Genomic DNA, 17,285 nt, shown 5'->3' with positions numbered 1-17,285 from the left:
GCGGGCAGGGGAAAGCAGCCCCTGCCCGCCTACCCCCAATATTGGTGAGCGGACCGGCGGTTGTCAATCCGCGCTCCAACGACTCACTCGTCGATGTTGCGGGCGAGAACCTCGCGTTTGCCCGAATGGTTGGGCTTGCTGACCACGCCCTCCGTCTCCATCCGCTCGATCAGGCGGGCGGCGGAGTTGTAGCCGATGCGCAATTGGCGCTGGATGAAGCTGGTGGACGCCTTGCGCTCGCGGCAGACCACGGCGACCGCCTTGTCGTAGAGATCATCGCCCGACCCGCCGCCGTTGGCGGCCAGCGCCCCGCCGTCGTCAAAGCTGGCGTCGCCGTCCTCATCCTCGGTGATCGAGTCGACGTAGTTCGGTTCGCCCTGCGACTTGAGAAAACGGACGATCTGCTCGACCTCATGGTCGGAGACGAAGGGGCCATGAACGCGGGTGATGCGCCCACCGCCCGCCATGTAGAGCATGTCGCCCTGCCCCAAAAGCTGCTCGGCCCCCTGCTCGCCCAGAATGGTGCGGCTGTCGATCTTGCTCGTCACCTGGAAGCTGATGCGGGTGGGGAAATTCGCCTTGATGGTGCCGGTGATGACGTCCACCGAGGGGCGTTGCGTCGCCATAATCAAATGGATGCCCGCCGCGCGCGCCATCTGGGCCAGGCGTTGGATCGCCGCCTCGATGTCCTTGCCCGCCACCAGCATCAGATCGGCCATCTCATCGACGATGACGACGATGTAGGGCAGTTCGGTGAGGTCGAGCGGCTGTTCCTCGAACAGCGGTTTGCCGGTGTCGGGATCGAAGCCGGTCTGCACCCGGCGGGTCAGCGACTCGCCATCCTCGCGGGCTTCGCGCAGGCGGGCGTTGTAGCCCTCGATGTTGCGGACGCCCAGCTTGGACATGTTGCGGTAACGGTCTTCCATCTCGCGCACCGCCCATTTCAGGGCGACCACCGCCTTTTTCGGGTCGGTGACGACCGGCGTCAGCAGATGCGGGATGCCTTCATAGACCGACAGCTCCAACATCTTGGGATCGACCATGATGAAGCGGCAGCGTTCCGGCGGCAGCCGGTAGAGCAGCGACAGGATCATCGTGTTGATCGCCACCGACTTGCCCGATCCGGTGGTTCCGGCGACCAGCAGATGGGGGAAGCGGGCCAGATCGGCGACCACCGGGTGCCCGCCGATGTCCTTGCCCAGCGCCAGCGCCAGCTTGGCCCCGCTCTTGTCGAAGCTGTCGGACGCCATCAGCTCGCGCAGCAGCACGGTTTCGCGCCGGGCGTTGGGCAGTTCGATGCCGATGACGTTGCGCCCGGACACCACGGCGACGCGCACCGAAACCGCGCTCATCGAACGGGCGATGTCGTCGGCCAGACCGATGACGCGGGATGATTTGGTGCCGGGGGCGGGTTCCAGCTCATACAGGGTGACGACCGGGCCGGGATGAACCTTCTGCACCGCGCCGCGCACGCCGAAATCGCCGAACACCTCTTCCAACTGGGCGGCGTTGCGCCGCAACTGGCCTTCATCGACCTGCTCGCCGCGCACGCCCTGCGGCGGCGGCTGCAACAGATCGAGCGGCGGCAGCTCGTAACTCTCCTCCTCGTCCTCCTCGACCATCTCCAACGGCAGGGCGCGTTGGGCGGGGAGCGGCCCGTCGTCGTCCGGCTTGCGGGCGACGACCGGAATCGGGCGCAACGGCTTGGCCTCCGCCGCGCCGTGGGGCGGGTGGCCATGGGGCGGGTGATGGAGGATCGGCGCGGCGTCCAGCCCGGCGGGGTGGACCTGCGAGGGGCCATGCGCGCCCGAGTCGAAACGCGGCGCGTCGTCAAAGCTCGGCACGGCGCGGCCCCGGCGGTCGACGCCCGGCGTCCGCCGCAGCAGCGCGTCGTCCACCGCGCCGCTGGCGGTTTGGGCGGCGGCTTGCGCCGCGTTGCGGGCGGCGATGACGCCGCGACGGCCCACCGTGTTGACGGCGTAGTGGGCGCCGCGAACGGCGAAGCGCGTCGCCGTGACGCTGCCCGACCCCAGCGCCTTGAAGCCCGTGACCCATTCGGCGATGGACAGACCGGCGGCGAGGAACAGAACGAAACCGCCGGAAAAGGCGGCGACCGTCGCCACCATCGGGGTGCCGCCGAACAGATTGCTGACGCCACGCAACATGACGTCGCCGACGCTGCCGCCGGGCAAGGCCGCCAGCGGGTCCGAGGATTCGGTGGTCAGCCCGGCCAGCGCCATCGCCACCAGAATCACCCCCCACAGCGCCAGCACGGTGCGGAACATCGGGTTGCCCAGGCTGCGCTGGGCGCCCAACCGCCAGCCCCAGAACATCGGCACCAGCGCGATGACGAAGGACGCCCAGCCCAGCGACTGGATCAACAGGTCGGCGAGGTAGGCGCCGGGAAAACCGAACAGATTGCGCGTCTTGTCCGCGTTGGCGGGAACCGAGTTCCATGAGGGATCCGCCGGATCGTAACTGCCCAACAGAACCATCAGCATCAAGCCGAACAAACCCAGCACGAAGCCCATGGCCTCGCGCGCGCGGGCCACCACCAACCGCCGCGTGGCGGGCGAAAAGAAGGGCGGCTTTTCCTGGCGCGCGGTGGGCGGACGGACCCGGTCCTTGCCCGTGTCCTTGCCGGTGATCTTTTCCTCGCGCGCGCCAAGGCGCCCCTTTTCCTCGCGCGCGCCAAGGCGCGCGGCGGCGGTCCGTCCCAGACTGGGCCGGGGGCGCGCGGAAGGGGGACCGGCGGGTCGGGCCATGGGTCGAAACCTCGTTCTCGGTCCGCCCCGGAAGCGGGGCGGAGGCGGCGGTCAGAAAAGCTCAGCCAAGGATGCGGACGATGGCGGCGCAGGCCTGGCCGACGGTTTCGGCGTCCTGCACCAGCGCCACCCGGATGAAGGCGGCGCCGGGGTTGGGTTCCCCCGGCACGGAATGGGCCAGATAGCCGCCGGGCAGCACGCGCACGGCGCCGTCGGCCCACAGGCGCTTGGCCGCCTCCTCGCCGTCGCCAACCTCCAGCCACAGGAAGAAGCCGCCGTCGGGGCGGTAATAGCCGTAACGGCCCTGCAACTCGGCCTCGGCGGCGGCGAATTTGGCGCGGTAGAGGCGGCGGTTTTCCTCGACATGCGCCTCGTCCCGCCACAAGGCTGTGCTGGCGGCGACCACCGGCAGCGGCATGCCCGCGTTGGCGTAGCTGCGCAGCCGGGAAAAGCGCCCGATCAACGCCGGATCCCCGGCGACGAAACCCGACCGCAAGCCCGCCGCGCTCGACCGCTTGGACAGGGAATGGAAGACCAGCAGATTGGACCAAGGCGCGCCGCCGTGCGGCAGGGAGGCCGCGACCTCAAGCGCGCCGATGGGCGGGCGGTCCAGGTAAATTTCGGCGTAGCATTCATCGACCGCCAGCACGAAACCATAGTCCCGCGCCAGCCCGATGGCCTTGGCCAGATAGGCGGCGGACGCGGCGGCCCCCTGCGGGTTGGCCGGGGTGCAGAGATAGAACAGCGCCGTCCGCTCCAGCAGCTCCGGCGTCAGCGCGTCCAGATCGGGCAGGAAGCCGGTGGCGCGCGTGCCGGGCAGGAAGACCGGCTCCGCCCCCGCCATCACCGCCGCCCCCTCATAGGGCGCGTAAAAGGGGTTGGGCATCAGCACGGCGGGCTGCTTGCCCGCCTTCTGCGGCGGAACCGCCAGCAAGGCCAGCATGAACAGCGCCTCCCGCGTGCCCGACACCGGCAGCAGCGAGGATTCGGCGTGGAACAGCCCGGCGGGCAGCCCATAGCGGCGGGTCAGCCAGTCACCGGCGGCGGCGCGGAACTCCGGGGTTCCGCCGACCGGCGGGTATTTGCCCCATCCGGCGGTGTTGGCGCGCAACGTCTCGTCGATCAGGGCGGGGGGCGTGTGCTGCGGTTCGCCGACCGTCAGCACGACGGGGGCGACGTTGGCGCGCGGCGTGACGCCCGCCAGCAAATTCGCCAATCGCGTGAACGGGTAATCGCTGAGCCGGTCAAGCCGGTCGTTGCCAATCGCCGCGCTGAACGCCGCGCCGGAGTGAACGCTGAAATCGGCAGACACCATAACGCCCCGCACCTTCCCCATTAGCCAATCCGGCCCATCACCGACGGACCGCGCCCGCTCAAAATCAGCGATGATCCTATCGGCGGAACAAGGAGGGTACAAGCGCGCAAAGCCGGTTCACGGCGTTGGCCGTCAACCGGACCAACTCAACCGGACAAACACGGAAAAGCGACGACGCCGACCGGAAACCGCCCCAATTCCGGGCAATCCCCAGCGGGACGCGCCGTCCGGGTCCGTCCCCCGCAGAGACGAACCCGGACCAAGGCCGGAACCCCCCGCCCGGACGAACCGGGAGGGGCGGTGGTCAGAGCGCCTCGCCGTTGGTCTCGCCGGTGCGGATGCGCACGGCTTGGGCAATCTCCAGAACGAAGATCTTGCCGTCGCCGATGCGGCCGGTGTTGGCGGCCTTCTGGATCGCCTCGACCACCTGCTCGAACTGGTCGTCGGACACGGCGACCTCGACCTTCACCTTGGGCAGGAAGCTCACCGAATATTCGGCGCCGCGATAGATTTCCGTCTGGCCCTTCTGCCGACCGAAACCCTTGACCTCGCTGACGGTCAAGCCCTGAATCCCAAGCGACGTCAGCGCCTCGCGCACTTCGTCCAGCTTGAACGGCTTGATGATGGCCATAACCAGTTTCATGTGGCTTCCCCTAAAAAGCGTTGTTCCGGTCTTGGCCGATCAGATCGACCCTTCGCGGTTCTTCCCCGTCGCCGGGTTGACGATGGGGATCCCGTTCGGGTTCAAGCCTGTTCGTCTCGACCGCAAAAATCAATGACTTCAAGAATCGTGCCGGTTGATTTCTACCGCAACCGCGAGGGTATGCCTGCGGATTGGGCGCTTAAAACGGCAGCATGTGCCTATTTATTGTTCAGCGACAATCTGTCCGTCGCCGAAGCGGCGCGGCGACACTGGACATCGGCCCGGCGGAGGACAATTGTCCATCGCGACCCCGGCGGCGGCGACCCGTCGCCGGGCAGGATTGCGAAGCGAAGGACAGCGCATCATGGCCGAATCGGGCAACCCGACCGCGAACACGCCCCCCTCCACCGCCACCAGCGGCGACCTCGCCACCGAGGTGGCGATCCTGGGCGGCGGTCTGGCCGGACTTTCCATGGCGGCGGCGCTGGCGACGGCGGGCGTTCCCGTGGTCTGCATCGACCAGGACAGCCCCGACCGGCAGGCCGACGACGGATTCGACATCCGCACCACCGCCATCGCCTACGCCTCGATGAAGGTGCTGGAAGGGGCCGGGGTGTGGAAGCACATGGCGGACAAGGCCGGGCCGATGCTCGACATCCGCATCGCCGACCAGTTTTCGCCGTTGTTCGTCCATTACGACCACACCGAATTGGCGGTGGACGGCCAGCACCGGCCCTTCGGCTGGATCCTCGACAACAAGGACATGCGCCGCGCCCTGTTCGCCCGCGTGGCCGAGCTGCCCGGCCTGATCCATCTGGCCCCGGCCAAGGCCACAGCCATCACCCGCAACCGCAACGGCGCGTCGGTGACGCTGGCCGACGGCCGGGTGGTGCGGGCCAAGCTGGTGATCGGCGCCGATGGCCGAAAGTCGCTGGCGCGCGAGGGGGCGGGCATCAAGGTGCGGCGCTGGTCCTACGACCAGAGCGCCATCATCTGCACGATCCATCATTCCGAACCGAACAAGGGAATCGCCGTCGAGCATTTCATGCCGAACGGCCCCTTCGCCGTCCTGCCGATGACCGAGAACCGCTGCTCCATCATCTGGAGCGAAAAGCGGTCGCTGGTGCAAACCTACCTCGATCTGCCCGACGACCAGTTCATCGAGGAGCTGTCGCGGCGGTCGGGCGGTTATCTGGGCGAGATCACGCTGGCCACCCGGCGCGAGGCGTGGCCGCTGTCGGTGCTGCTGGCCGAACGCTTCATCGCCGAACGCCTCGCCCTGATCGGCGAGGCCGCCCACGCCATCCACCCCATCGCCGGGCAGGGCCTGAATCTGGGGCTGCGCGACGTCGCCGCCCTGGCCGAGGTGATCGTCGACGCCCACCGTCTGGGGCTGGACGTCGGCGGGCCGGAGGTGCTGGCCCGCTTCCAACGCTGGCGCCGCTTCGACACCGTGCTGTTGGCGGCGGTGTGCGACGGGCTGGTGCATCTGTTCTCCAACAACATCCCGCCGATCCGGCTGGCCCGCGATCTGGGCATGGGCTTGGTCAACCGCCTGCCGCCGGTCAAACGCTTTTTCATGAAGCACGCCATGGGCATCGTCGGCGACCTGCCCCGGATGATTCGCGGGCAACCGCTGTAAAGCCGCGCGCGGCAAAGGCGGGGCAATGCCACGCCCCGCTTTCCCCTTTGGCTTTCCCTCTTGGCTTTCCCTCTTGGATTTTCTGGGCATCCGCCTTATGTCCGCCACAACGCCCGGTTATGACGGTCGGGTTCACTCTGTCCAGGGATGACGCCCGTGCTTGCCCGTATTTTCGCCACCCTTCTGTTGACCGCCGCCGCGCTGACCATCGCCCCGCCCGACGCTGGCGCCGCGCCCGCCGCCGCGCCCCTGTCGGCCCAGGACAAGGCCACCATCGCCCAGGTCGAGCAGTATCTGAACGGCGTGCAGAGCCTTCAGTCGAAGTTCATTCAGGTGGCCCCCGACGGGCGGCAAGCGTCCGGCACCTTCTATCTGTCGCGCCCCGGCAAGATGCGGCTGGAATATGACAAGCCGATCAAGGATTTCGTCGTCGCCGACGGCAGTTTCATCTTTTATTGGGACGGCGAGATGCGCCAGCAGTCGAGCACGCCCATCGGCACGACGCTGGCCGATTTCATTTTGCGCAAGACGATCCGTTTGTCGGGCGACGTGACCGTGACCACCGTGTTCCAGACCCCCGGCGTCATCGAAGTCAGTCTTGTCGAAACCAAGGACGCCGGCAAAGGCACGATGACCCTGGTGTTCGAGGATCACCCCTTTCAACTGCGCAAATGGCGCGTGCTGGACGCCCAAGGGCTGACGACCGAGGTCGCCCTGCTCAACCCGCGCGCCGACGTGACGTTCGACTCGAATCTGTTCTATTTCAAGGAACCAAAGACCGGATCGGACTTCGGCAAGGACAACTGATCCATCGGTCTTCACCGCCCTTTGGGCTGCCGTCGCCCTCTGGGCAAGAGCGTGGCGAGCGCGCAGAATGGCGACGGGTCCGCGCACCGGAGGTCATCCATGATGCAAAAGCCATTGATCGGCATCCCCGCCTGCACCCGCCCCATTGGCGAGCATCCCTTTCACGTCTGCGGCGACAAATATGTGCGCGCCGTGTCCGACGGGGCTGGCGGCGTGCCGTTGCTGATTCCGGCGTTGGGCGGAAGCCTCGACATCGACGATCTGGTCGGGCGCCTCGACGGCCTGCTCATCACCGGCAGCCCGTCCAACGTGGAGCCGCAGCGTTACGGCGGCGAGCCGAGCGAGCCTGGAACCCTGCACGACCCCGCCCGCGACGCCACCACCCTGCCGATGATCCTCGCCGCGCTGGACATGGGGGTGCCGCTGCTGGGCATCTGCCGGGGGTTTCAGGAGTTGAACGTCGCGCTGGGCGGGTCGCTGCACCAGCGGGTGCATGAACTCCCCGGCTACACCAACCACCGCGAGGACAAATCCGCGCCCCTGACCGTCCAGTACGGCCCATCGCACCGCGTCCATCTGACGCCGGGCGGAATTCTCGCCGGGTTGGCCAACGGCGCCGACTCGGTGGCGGTCAACTCGCTGCACGCCCAGGGGCTGAACCGGCTGGCCGACGGCCTGACCGTGGAGGCGCGGGCCGAGGATGGGTTGGTCGAAGCCGTGCGGGTGACGGCGGCCCCGGCCTTCGCGCTCGCCGTCCAATGGCACCCGGAATGGCGGTTTTGGGAGGATCCGCTGTCGGCGGCCCTGCTGCACGCCTTTGGCGCCGCCGCCGCCGCGCACGCGCAACGCCGTCTGCGCTGAATCCGCTGGACATCAACCCGGCACAAACACAAACAGGGGACCGCGCGCGTCGCCCGGTCCCCTTGTGCGTCAACACTCAAGGTGCGTCAACACTCAAGTCTGGCCCTAAGCCCAGACCAATCCACCTTACTTCGCGCGGGAAACCCGACGGAGGAAGTCGATGAACTGGACCTGTTCTTCCGGGGTCAGATCCTTGACCATTCCCTGATCGTGCGCCTGAACGCGGGGAATCAGGTCATCCATCATGGCCTGACCTTCCGGCGACAGGCGCAGGGCGTAGGACCGGCGGTCGTTCGGCGAGGGGGCGCGAACCACCAAGCCACGCGACTCCAGACGGTCGATCACCGCGACCATGGTCGAACGGTCGATGCCGACCGCCGTGCCCAGATCGGATTGCGACAGCCCTTCGTTTTCCCGAATCATGATGAGGACGCCGAACTGGCCGGGCGTCACATCCTGCGGAGAAACCGCGTTCTGGAAGCTCTGGAACAGCGCGACCTGAGCCTTGCGCAGGTTGTAGCCCACGAGGTCAGGAAGAGGCCCAAGGGCGAGCTTGCCGTTTTTGCCAGGACGCAGGCGCGAACGCCGGTCGGCGGGGGTGGAACGCTCGTTGTCAGTCACCGCGAATGCCGTAGTTGAATGATACTGTGGGATGAACGGATAAAATGGGGCCGAAGAGTCGCTTTGTCAGCAAGAACCGCACGCTCCACAGTCAACGCATATCAATCATGCGTTTTTCACATTGGTTGCGCATCAAACAAACGCCAATTTGATGAATCAAGAAGCGATCAGCCCCGGTTTCGGCAATGATCGCCCGCCCTGCGGTTTCCCCTGCCGCCTGCGGGTTCTGGAAACGGAGCTTCCGACGCCCGGTTCCCCCAGACCGGGCGTCTTCATGTCCGCCCTCCCGCCCGTCGAGTCGGCTTTCCGGGGCGCGGGTTGGGGGCTTGGTCCGCCGTCCAGTTTCGGGTACCTGTGGATGGCATCCGCGTGACCAACCCCCACCGCAAGAGCCGCCCCATGGCCTACGCCGTTCCCCTGTGGTCCCAGCCGACCGTTCCCGTGACGGGCGGCGATCCGTTCCCCGTCCGCCGCATCTATTGCGTGGGCCGCAACTACGCCGCCCACGCCCGCGAGATGGGGGCCGACCCGACCCGCGAGCCGCCTTTTTTCTTCATGAAGCCCGCCGACGCGGTGGTTCCCGACGGCGCGACCATCCCCTACCCGCCCAAAACCGCCAACCTGCACCATGAGATCGAGCTGGTGGTCGCCATCGGCGGCGGCGGGCGGGACATCCCGGTGGATCAGGCGCTGGAGCATGTGTTCGGCTACGCCGTCGGTCTCGACATGACCCGCCGCGACCTGCAAAACGCCGCCAAGAAGGAAGGCAAGCCCTGGGACATGGGCAAGGGCTTTGACCAGTCCGCCCCCTGCGGCGCCATCCGCAAGGCCGCCGACATCGGCCACCCGGACAAGGGCGCGATCACCGTCGCGGTCAACGGCGCGCTGCGGCAGAGCGGCGACCTGTCCGATCTGATCTGGTCGGTGGCTGAAACGATTTCCTACCTGTCCGGTCTGGTCGCGCTGCAACCGGGCGACCTGATCTACACCGGCACGCCCGAGGGCGTCGGCCCGGTGGTCAGCGGCGACGTGCTGACCGGCGCGGTCGAGGGCGTGGGCGCCCTGACCATCACCATAGCCTGAGCGGCGGCACGATGCGCATCGCAACCTGGAACATCAATTCGGTCCGCATGCGTCTGGACCTCCTCCTCCGCCTGATCGCGGAGGAGGCGCCGGATGTGATCTGCCTTCAGGAAACCAAGGTGGTGGACGCCGATTTCCCGCTGGCCCCGCTGGTCGCGCAGGGCTACGTCCACACCCACATCCACGGGATGAAGAGCTACAACGGCGTCGCCATCCTGTCGCGCCTGCCCTTCGCCGCGCAGGACGTGCGGCATTGGTGCGGCAAGGAAGACCGCCGCCACGCGCACGCCACGCTGGCGAACGGGATCGAGTTGCATTGCGTCTACATCCCGGCGGGCGGCGACGTCCCCGACCCGGCGGTGAACGACAAATTCGCCCACAAACTCCAGTTCCTCGACGAGATGACGGCGTGGCTGGGCGGCCAGCGCGCGGCGGATCAAAAGATGGTGCTGGTCGGCGACCTGAACATCGCCCCGCTGGAACAGGATGTGTGGAGCCACAAGGAGTTGCTCTCCATCGTCTCCCACACGCCGATCGAGGTGGAAAAGCTGGCCGCGATGCAGGCGTCGCTGGGCTGGGTGGACGCCATGCGCCATTTCGTGCCGCCGGACGAAAAGCTTTACACTTGGTGGAGTTATCGGGCGAAGGATTGGGCGGCGTCGAACCGGGGCCGCCGCCTGGATCATGTCTGGGTGACGCCGCCGTTGAAGGACGCCTTGCGCGGTCATCGCGTGCTGCGCGACGTCCGGGGCTGGGAGCCGAAACCGTCCGACCATGTGCCGGTTCTGGTCGATCTGGACACCTGATTTTGGGGATGAGGAAGCGGCGGGGGCGGCTCTTGCCCCGTCGCTTTCCCCAGCCCTTGCGACTGTGGCTTCTACGACTGCGGCTTCTTCTTCACCGCCGCCGGTTTCGGCTGTTCCTTCAGTTGGGCGAGCACCGCCCGCACCCGGACCAGATCGGGCGGAACCGGGGGCTTGGCGACCGCCCCCTTGCCAAGCGCTGGTTTTGTCCCCGCCGTCGCCTTGATCGGGGCGACCCGCGCCGGGGGCGGGTTCGCCGCCAGAATGTCGGGCGGCAGGACAATCGGCCCGGTGGGCAACGGACGGTGTGGAACCGGCGACGCGTCGGCCAACACGATCCGTTCCGGCGCCTTCGGCGGCGCCTGTTCCGGCGCTCTGGCCTCTTGCAGGACCGGGGCGACGCGCGGCTCCCCGCCGCCGCCCTTCGGCGTCCAGGTGCGGAACGGGCCGGTGTCGACATGGACATGGCCGGTGCTGGGGTACATCGCGTAGCCGCCGCGCCGCATCGCCGCCGCCTCTTCGGCCAAACGGGCCGGAGGAACGCCGGGAATCGAGAAATCCGCCGCCTGACCACGCATGTGATAGGAATTGTCGGCGACGTTCGCGTTGGTCCGCGCCAACAGCGCGTTGCTGGCGGGCGAACGGTAGCCGGAGGTCAGACGGATCGGGGCTTCGGGCGGCGCGCCCGCGCGTTGACGCAACTCCACCAGCATGTCGATCAACGCCGGATCGACCGGGATGACCTCGCCGCTGCGGCGGTCGCGAAACAGCATGGAAATCTCACGCAGCGCGTCGGCGTCATACCCGCCGCCGGGCCGCCAATAGGTGACGGCGACGGTCTCGCCGCTGGGGTGATTCAGCACGACGGAGCGCGGCCCATCCCCCAATCCGGTCGGTTGGGAGGCGCAGCCCGCCAGACCAGCGGCGACCAACAGAAGCGGCGCGAAGACCCGAACGGCACAAGCCCGCTTCACAGCGGCACGCAGCATGATCCGCATCGCTTCCCCCGGAGCGTCGCCGCGCGGCCCCACCCGCATCATCCCGCACGGACGTGATGAGTCGGTTCTACCAGAATTGTCACAGGCTGAAACTGTGACATCGACTCCCGATCAAGGGGTTGGAGGCAAAAAGCTGAGAAAGCCAAGCCGTCGGCCAGCCGGTCAAACCGTCAATTCCATGCCTTCGCGCGCGACCAGGGAACCGGGGCGCGTCGCCTCGGCGGCGGCGGCGATGACGTCCAGTTCGGCGTCGGTGCGGGCCGGGTCATGGTGGAAGATCACCGCGCGGCCAACCCCGGCGGCTTCGGCCAGCCGCAGGCACTCCTGCCACGTCGAATGCCCCCAGCCGACGCGCGTCGGGTATTCGGCGTCGGTGTAGGTGCTGTCGTAGATCATCAGATCGGCGCCGCGCAGCAGTTCCAGAATGATCGGGTCGCGGCCCTGCGCCGGGTGTTCGGTGTCGGTCAGCACGCACAGGCTGCGCCCGCCGAACTCCACCCGGTAGCCGGTGGCGCCGTCGGGGTGGTTCAGCGGCGCGGTGCGGACGATCACGCCGGGTTTCGGCTCCAGCGTTTCCCCGGCGGCGAAATCGCGGAACGAGCAATCGGCGCGGAAAATCTCGACCGGCACCGGAAACAGCGGCGCGCTCATCATGCCCGACAGCACGGTGCGGAAGGGCCGCTCCGGCGGCAAATGCCCGGCCCAAAAGCGCAACCGGCTGTCCGGGTGAAAGGCCGGGGCGAAAAAGGGCAGCCCGCAAATATGGTCGAGATGGCTGTGGGTCAGCAGCAGATCGATGTCCACCGGCCCGCCGCGCGCCAGCGACTCGCCCAGCGGGCGGATGCCGGTGCCGCAATCAAAAACGACGTGGCAATCGCCGCAACGAACCTCGATGCAGGCGGTGTTGCCGCCATAGCGCACCGTGTCCGGGCCGGGAGACGCAATGCTGCCTCGGACGCCCCAGAACCGGACGGTGAAGGGCGCGGGGGCCTGGGCGGGGGTGGGCGCGGATCCGGCGGTCATGGCTCGGTCATGTTGGCGACGCCCGAAGCCCAAGTCGAGAAATTTTCCATCCCCCGCCCCGCCCGGTTCCCACGAATTGCCGGGCTTCCCCCAATGATGGGAATGTGGTGAAGCCTATAAGATGTGGTAGCGTGCCGCACATCGCGCACAGCGCGGCTTCCCGTTCGCCACCACCCTTGCGATGGTGAGACCAACGGACTTGACGACGGACCTGACGACGGATGGATCCAGACAAACTCGCCAAAGTCCTGGCCATGGCCGAGTCGGAGCATCAGGGAGAGGCGCTGTCCGCCCTGCGCGCCGCCCGCATCATGCTGTCGCGCGCCGGTCTGACCTTCCGCGATCTGGCCGAACGGGCGCGGCACGACCAGCCGCCGCCCGAACCGCCGCCCACCGTCGTCACCCCGACCACCCCGGCCCAACCGCCGCCGCCCGACGAGCTGGTCCACGGCCTGCGCCGTCAAGTGAAGGATCTGGAGCTGGAGCTGGCGACCCTGCGCCGCCAGCTCGACAAGACCGCCAGCGATCTGGACCGCCACAAGGACGAGGCCGAACGTTGGCGCACCCTGGCGCGCGAGACGGCGGAAAAGCTGTGGGACGTCGGCAAGGCGCTGGAGCGCAAACACTCCCGTCACACCGACACCGACAAACGGCGCGCCGCGCTGGATCTGTTGCAGGATCCGGCCAGCGCCCTGCTGTCGGATCAGGAGATCGCCCGGCGGATCGGCCTGTCGGCCCACATCGTCGCCCATTGGCGGCGGCGGCTGGCCATCGTCGGGCGCAAGCTGCGTCTGTTGCCGGTGGTGTCGCGCGGGCGGGGCCTGTGGGGCTTGCCGGGCAAAAAGCCGCTGGCGCTTGACCGCGCGCGGCAACGCTGGCCCGCCGTCACCGCCCAGATCACCATCGCCGGGCGCGGCGGCCAGACCAACGCCCGCAGCGGCGGTTCGCCTTACGGCACCAAGCGGTAGCCGCCGGGTTCCGTCACCAGAATTTCCGCGCAGGATGGATCGCTTTCGATCTTCTGGCGCAGCCGGTAGACGTGGGTTTCCAGGGTGTGGGTGGTGACGTCGGCGTTGTAGCCCCACACCTCGCCCAACAGAATGTCGCGCCCGACCACCTGATCGCCCGCCCGATAGAGATATTTCAAGATCGCCGTTTCCTTTTCGGTCAGGCGGATCTTGCGGTTCTTCGCTTCGTCCAGCAGCAGCTTGGCGGCGGGGCGGAAGCTGTAGGGACCGATGGCGAACACCGCGTCCTCGGTCTGTTCAAACTGGCGGAGCTGCGCGCGCAGCCGGGCCAGCAGCACCCCCAACCGGAACGGCTTGGCGACATAGTCGTTGGCCCCGGATTCCAGCCCCAAGATGGTGTCGGAATCGGTGGCCGAGGCCGTCAGCATGATGATCGGGCAACGCACGCCGTCGCGGCGCAACAGCTTGCAGACGTCGCGCCCGTCCATGTCGGGCAGCCCAACGTCCAGAAGAATGGCGGAAAAGCCGCCTTCGCGCGCCGCCGCCAGCGCCCCGGCCCCATCGCCCTCCTCCACCGTCTCGAACTCCTCCAGCAGGCGGAGCTGTTCGGCCAGCGACTGGCGCAGCGCGATGTCGTCATCGACCAGAAGAATGCGTTTGAAAGACGTCATGAGCGGACGAAACCATGCCGGGAAAATCGCCCGGACCTTATCATGAGCCGAGACTCCTTGTCGTCGGCCCCGTTAGAGCGGCCCCGTCAGAGCGGCGTCGTCAGAGCGGGGGCGCTTCATCGGCCATCGCCAACCCGACGACCTCGGGCAGACGGGCGAGCAACGCCCGCGCGCCCGCTTCGTCCCCCGCCGCGCGCAGCACGGCGTCGGGCGTCACCCCCAGCGCGCTCACCTCGGCGGCGACGGCGGCGGTCGGCGCGACGATCGCCCGCATCAAGGCCAACGCGCCCTGTTCGATGTGGCGGTGGGCCGCCGCCGCCTGCGCGCTCAACCCCGGTTCGGTCCAGCGCAGGCGCTCCACCAGAGCGACCAGACGCAAACGCCGGTCGTCGAGCGACAGCGCGGCGGCCAGATTGGGCAGCGTCGTTCCGTCGATCAACACCACCGCGCCATCGGGCAACCGCGACACCAGCAGCTCGGCGGCGAAGATGGCCGACGGATCAAGCTGCGCATGGGGACCGGGCAGCCGGTGCAAGGTCGCCGTCGTTCCCACAACGCGCGCCAGCGCCGCGATCATCCGCAAGGCGTAGGAATCGCTGGAAGGCGCGTTGGGGATCACGGCATGGAAAGACACGAAACAGGCTCCTTGGGCTGAGTTGGCGCCATCTTAATCGGTTGCGCCGCAGCAGGCCCCTGCCCATTGGTCGCAGGTCCGCCCGCACCGTTGCGGCCACAGCAACGGTCTGGCGCGCGGGAAACGCTGGACAGGGGCGCGCCACCTGCGCTTTGCTTCGCCCGCCCCGCGCACCATCTTTCGCTTTTGCCACGAAGTATTCCGACAATGCACGCCGAACGCCGCCCTGACAGCATCCCCCCGATTGACGAAGCCGCCGTGCGCGCCGTGGACCGCGCGCTCGCCGCGCTGCGCCGGGGCGAGGTGGTCGCCATCGAAAACACCGACGGCTCCATCGGCGCCGCCGTGTCGGTGGAATCGGTGCCGCTCGACGCGGTGCAGCGGCTGAAAAGCCTGACCGGCGGCGCGCCCAGCCTGGCCGTCACCCGCCGCCGCGCCATCGTCCTTGGCCTGCTGGCCGAGGGGGAGGACGATTCCCCCGCCCTGTCCGGCAGCGTCGTCGCCCTTGGCTGCGTCGGCGGGCTGACCGCCGACCAGGCGCACGCTCTGGCCGACCCGGAACAGCGCGCCCCTGAAGCCGCCCTGCCTTCCGGTCTGACCGTCACCCTGATGGACGCGCACAGCCGCGACGCGGCGGCGGTCGATCTCGCCCGCTTGGCCCGCCTGCTGCCCGCCGCGATCACGGCGGCGGTGGTTGGCGCCAACCGCGACGCCGCCGATTGGGCCGCCGAGCATGATCTGTTGCTGGTGCGCGCCCGCGACGTCGCCGATTACCGGGCGCATGTGGTGCGCACGCTGCGCCGCGTCGCCGACGCGCGGGTGCCGCTGAGCGGGGCGGAGAACACGCGGATCTTTGCCTTCCGCCCCGCCGACGGCGGGCCGGAGCATCTGGCCATCGTCATCGGCGATCCCGATCCCAACCAACCGGTGCTGGCCCGCCTGCATTCGGAATGCTTCACCGGCGATCTGCTGGGATCGCTGCGCTGCGATTGCGGCGACCAACTGCGCGGGGCCATCGCCGAAATCGCCCGCCAGGGCGACGGCGTTCTGCTGTATCTGGCCCAGGAAGGGCGCGGCATCGGGCTGGTCAACAAGCTGCGCGCCTACCGCATCCAGGACCAGGGATTCGACACGGTGGACGCCAACGAGATTTTGGGCTTTGAGGCCGACGAGCGGGTCTATCTGCCCGCCGCCGAGATGTTGCGTCAACTGGGCTACGACTCCGTGCGGCTGATGACCAACAACCCGGAGAAGCTGCGCCAGCTCGCCCGCTGCGGCATCGCCGTGGTCGAGCGGGTCGCCCACATCTTCCCAGCCAACGGCCACAACGAGGCTTATCTGCGCACCAAGGCCGAACGCAGCGGCCACATGTTCTGATTCCACAGGTTCGGGGCAGGAATCGCCCCCAACGCCCGGCAGTTCTTGCCGCCCCGCGTCCACGGGGGAATCCGATTCCGGGTGAATCGGCGCAAAGATGGCTTTCAGAGCTGGCACATTGTTTGCTTCTGTCTGAAATGACCTTCGTGCCGGGAGAGCGCCCATGGCCATCGACGCCACCTCATATGAGAACACCGCCACGGCGCGCCCGGTTGTCGCCCGCGAGCGTGACTCGTCGCCGGTCGGAAGCTATGGGCGCGACGATGGGCGCGAGGGCGGGATTCCCGAACAAAGCGGCGAGATGTCCTTTTGGGACTTTCTCGACGTCATCAACCCGCTGCAACACATTCCCATCGTCAACACGCTCTACCGCAACATAACCGGCGACACCATTCAGCCAGCGGCCCGCGTCATGGGCGGCATTCTCTATGGCGGCGTGGTCGGCGGCGTGGCCGCCATCGCCAACGCGGTGGCTGAACAGACCAGCGGCCAGGATCTTGGCGATCAAACCCTGGCGGCGCTTGGCTTCGGAGAGGACGCCCATCCCGCCGCCTCCGTCGCCACGGCGGCGAACGCGGGGGGAGCGGCGACCGCCGCGTCCCCCGCCCAGCCCGCAACGCCCCAGGCCGCTCCCGCTCTGGCGGCGGCCAACCCCTCCAGCGTCGCCAGCGCGGCGGTCGCCAACGCGAATCAATCCAATGTGGGCGCGCCGATCAAACTCACCGCCGCGTCGATGGCCCGCCCACCCATCGGCGCCCCGGCAAACACCGCCGCAACCGCCTCCTTGATGGCCGCCAACCCGCAATCCTCCAACGCGGCGACCATCGCCGCCAGCAAGATGCCGGCGCGCGACACCCCGCTGGCCAGCTCGACCCTGGTCAAGCACGCCGCGCCGAAATACGCCGCGCCAATGCCCGGCTCGATCCCGGTCAACGCTCAGGCGGCGCCCAACGTGAACGGATCGCCGGAAGCCTTGTCGGAAACGATGATGCGCAACCTTGCGAAATACGAGCAATCCCGCAAAGCCGCGCAATCCGCCGCCCCGACCATGCGGGTGTCCAGTTGAGCGGACCA

16 protein-coding genes are annotated in these 17,285 nt (G+C 68.1%); 8 read left to right on the top strand and 8 right to left on the bottom strand.

Features of this window, described 5'->3' with window-relative positions:
* Positions 1 to 83: 83 nt before the first annotated feature.
* The 3 genes from ACODS4_RS02155 to glnK all read right to left on the bottom strand — a co-directional run bounded on the left by ACODS4_RS02155 (position 84) and on the right by glnK (position 4,723).
* Positions 84 to 2,765 carry a DNA translocase FtsK gene (locus ACODS4_RS02155; RefSeq protein WP_488860233.1) on the bottom strand — a complete coding sequence of 894 codons (2,682 nt, stop codon included), beginning with the start codon at positions 2,763 to 2,765 and terminating at the stop codon, positions 84 to 86.
* Positions 2,766 to 2,826: 61 nt separating this feature from the next.
* Complete coding sequence (locus tag ACODS4_RS02150) at positions 2,827 to 4,080, bottom strand: aminotransferase class I/II-fold pyridoxal phosphate-dependent enzyme (RefSeq protein ID WP_488860231.1); 1,254 nt, start codon at positions 4,078 to 4,080, stop codon at positions 2,827 to 2,829.
* A gap of 304 nt (positions 4,081 to 4,384) precedes the next feature.
* Positions 4,385 to 4,723, bottom strand: a complete 339-nt coding sequence (gene glnK / locus ACODS4_RS02145) for a P-II family nitrogen regulator (RefSeq protein ID WP_119831484.1) — start codon at positions 4,721 to 4,723, stop codon at positions 4,385 to 4,387.
* A gap of 364 nt (positions 4,724 to 5,087) precedes the next feature.
* On the opposite strand from glnK, the gene ACODS4_RS02140 reads away from it, so the two are divergent.
* The 3 genes from ACODS4_RS02140 (at position 5,088) to ACODS4_RS02130 (ending at position 8,033) form a co-directional block, all read left to right on the top strand.
* A complete protein-coding gene (locus tag ACODS4_RS02140; RefSeq protein ID WP_488860324.1) occupies positions 5,088 to 6,365 on the top strand; it encodes a UbiH/UbiF/VisC/COQ6 family ubiquinone biosynthesis hydroxylase in 1,278 nt (425 codons plus the stop codon).
* A gap of 147 nt (positions 6,366 to 6,512) precedes the next feature.
* Positions 6,513 to 7,172: a LolA family protein gene (locus ACODS4_RS02135; protein ID WP_488860229.1), complete on the top strand. Its 660-nt coding sequence runs from the start codon at positions 6,513 to 6,515 to the stop codon at positions 7,170 to 7,172.
* A 99-nt stretch (positions 7,173 to 7,271) separates the two neighbouring features.
* Positions 7,272 to 8,033 (top strand): gamma-glutamyl-gamma-aminobutyrate hydrolase family protein, encoded by a 762-nt coding sequence (locus tag ACODS4_RS02130; RefSeq protein ID WP_488860227.1) that lies wholly within the window; start codon positions 7,272 to 7,274, stop codon positions 8,031 to 8,033.
* A gap of 126 nt (positions 8,034 to 8,159) precedes the next feature.
* On the opposite strand, the gene ACODS4_RS02125 is transcribed toward ACODS4_RS02130, so the two are convergent.
* A complete protein-coding gene (locus tag ACODS4_RS02125; protein WP_488860225.1) occupies positions 8,160 to 8,654 on the bottom strand; it encodes a MarR family winged helix-turn-helix transcriptional regulator in 495 nt (164 codons plus the stop codon).
* Positions 8,655 to 9,053: 399 nt separating this feature from the next.
* On the opposite strand from ACODS4_RS02125, the gene ACODS4_RS02120 reads away from it, so the two are divergent.
* The gene (locus tag ACODS4_RS02120; RefSeq protein ID WP_488860322.1) at positions 9,054 to 9,737 is read left to right on the top strand and encodes a fumarylacetoacetate hydrolase family protein; all 684 of its coding nucleotides are present in this window, start codon (positions 9,054 to 9,056) and stop codon (positions 9,735 to 9,737) included.
* Positions 9,738 to 9,748: 11 nt separating this feature from the next.
* Positions 9,749 to 10,543, top strand: a complete 795-nt coding sequence (gene xth / locus ACODS4_RS02115; RefSeq protein WP_488860223.1) for an exodeoxyribonuclease III — start codon at positions 9,749 to 9,751, stop codon at positions 10,541 to 10,543.
* 71 nt (positions 10,544 to 10,614) lie between these two features.
* On the opposite strand, the gene ACODS4_RS02110 is transcribed toward xth, so the two are convergent.
* Both ACODS4_RS02110 and ACODS4_RS02105 read right to left on the bottom strand, forming a co-directional pair.
* Positions 10,615 to 11,529, bottom strand: coding sequence for a YcbK family protein (locus tag ACODS4_RS02110; RefSeq protein ID WP_488860221.1), 915 nt, complete (start codon positions 11,527 to 11,529; stop codon positions 10,615 to 10,617).
* 171 nt (positions 11,530 to 11,700) lie between these two features.
* The gene (locus tag ACODS4_RS02105; protein ID WP_488860219.1) at positions 11,701 to 12,561 is read right to left on the bottom strand and encodes an MBL fold metallo-hydrolase; all 861 of its coding nucleotides are present in this window, start codon (positions 12,559 to 12,561) and stop codon (positions 11,701 to 11,703) included.
* Between the two features lie 221 nt (positions 12,562 to 12,782).
* Between ACODS4_RS02105 and ACODS4_RS02100 the strand changes: the two genes are divergently transcribed.
* Positions 12,783 to 13,529, top strand: a complete 747-nt coding sequence (locus ACODS4_RS02100) for a hypothetical protein (protein WP_488860218.1) — start codon at positions 12,783 to 12,785, stop codon at positions 13,527 to 13,529.
* Here ACODS4_RS02100 and ACODS4_RS02095 read toward each other — a convergent pair.
* Entirely contained in the window at positions 13,511 to 14,200 is a 690-nt protein-coding gene (locus ACODS4_RS02095) for a response regulator transcription factor (RefSeq protein ID WP_488860216.1), read from the bottom strand. The genes ACODS4_RS02100 and ACODS4_RS02095 overlap by 19 nt on opposite strands.
* Before the next feature lie 100 nt (positions 14,201 to 14,300).
* Positions 14,301 to 14,834 (bottom strand): glycosyl transferase, encoded by a 534-nt coding sequence (locus ACODS4_RS02090; protein WP_488860214.1) that lies wholly within the window; start codon positions 14,832 to 14,834, stop codon positions 14,301 to 14,303.
* A 207-nt stretch (positions 14,835 to 15,041) separates the two neighbouring features.
* Here ACODS4_RS02090 and ribA point away from each other — a divergent pair, with 207 nt between their 5' ends.
* Together ribA and ACODS4_RS02080 are read left to right on the top strand one after the other, a co-directional pair.
* Positions 15,042 to 16,211, top strand: a complete 1,170-nt coding sequence (gene ribA / locus ACODS4_RS02085) for a GTP cyclohydrolase II (protein WP_488860212.1) — start codon at positions 15,042 to 15,044, stop codon at positions 16,209 to 16,211.
* 163 nt (positions 16,212 to 16,374) lie between these two features.
* Entirely contained in the window at positions 16,375 to 17,277 is a 903-nt protein-coding gene (locus ACODS4_RS02080) for a hypothetical protein (RefSeq protein WP_488860210.1), read from the top strand.
* Positions 17,278 to 17,285 lie beyond the last annotated feature (8 nt).

The organism is Azospirillum sp. FG154 (assembly GCF_057809575.1).
The sequence above is the reverse complement of the archived record's forward strand: the minus strand, read 5'-3'. Positions and strand labels throughout refer to the sequence as shown.